Here is a 1,035-nt window from a genome sequence, read left to right as displayed (position 1 = left end):
TTGATACTGATTGAGCCTTCTCCCCAGCCTAGCGGTTGCCCGCTAAGCTGGAAGGCGACCAAGCACTACAAGGGAGAAGACTCAATGAACTTTTACCATAGCACCCACCGCCATTATTGTGGAATCGACCTACACGCCCGCAGCCTGTACGTCTGCATCATCGACCAGCAGGGCGAAGTGCTGCTGCACAAGGAAATCAAAGCCCAGCCGAAACCGCTGCTGGCTCTGCTTGAACCCTTTCGCGATGACCTCGTGATGGGTGTTGAATGCATGCACTGCTGGTACTGGATCTCCGATCTGTGTGAAGAGCACGGAATTCACTTTATTCTCGGCCACGCCCTGTACATGAAGGCCATCCACGGCGGTAAAACCAAGAATGATCGCATCGACTCATTCAAGATCGCCATGCTTATGAAGGGAGGCAACTTCCCGCTGGCCTACGTTTATCCAAAGGCGATGCGGGCAACCCGGGATTTACTTCGCAGACGCACCCGCATCGTCCAGCACGGGGCCATGCTCAAGGCCCATGTGGTGAACACCACCAGTCAATACAACCTGCCGCCCAACAAGGCCAACCTGAAGGATATCGGTGCCCGGGAACAGGTCCGGGCGACGTTTGCCGACCGGGACGTCCAGCACAACATCAATCTCGACCTGGCCATCATCGAGTGCTACCACCGTGAACTCAGCAAGCTCGAAGAACACCTGGAACGGCAGGCCAAACAACACGATCCCGCTTCTCTGAGTGTGTTGCGGACCATTCCTGGCGTGGGTCGTATCCTGGCGCTGACCATTCTCTACGAAATCGGCGACATCCAGCGATTTGAGACGGTGCAGAAGTTTGCTTCTTATGCCCGGCTCATCAAGTGCAAGGCCGAGTCTGCCGGCAAAGTCTACGGCACCCAGGGCAACAAGATCGGCAACGCCCATCTGAAATGGGCCTTCTCAGAGGCAGCCGTGCTCTATCTGCGGGGCAATGACAAGGCCCAACGCTATTTGCAGAAACTCCAGAAACGTATGAACAAGGCCAAGGCC

Annotated in this window: 1 protein-coding gene; it reads left to right on the top strand. The window is 55.9% G+C overall.

Annotation, left to right across the window (positions count from 1 at the left end):
- Nucleotides 1–84 precede the first annotated feature (84 nt).
- A partial coding sequence (locus tag QPL96_RS19370; RefSeq protein ID WP_303288909.1) for an IS110 family transposase occupies nucleotides 85–1,035 on the top strand: 951 nt, incomplete at its 3' end.

Origin of the sequence: Marinobacter sp. SS8-8 (genome assembly GCF_030540945.1) — a bacterium.
GTDB lineage: Bacteria > Pseudomonadota > Gammaproteobacteria > Pseudomonadales > Oleiphilaceae > Marinobacter.
The sequence above is the reverse complement of the archived record's forward strand: the minus strand, read 5'-3'. Positions and strand labels throughout refer to the sequence as shown.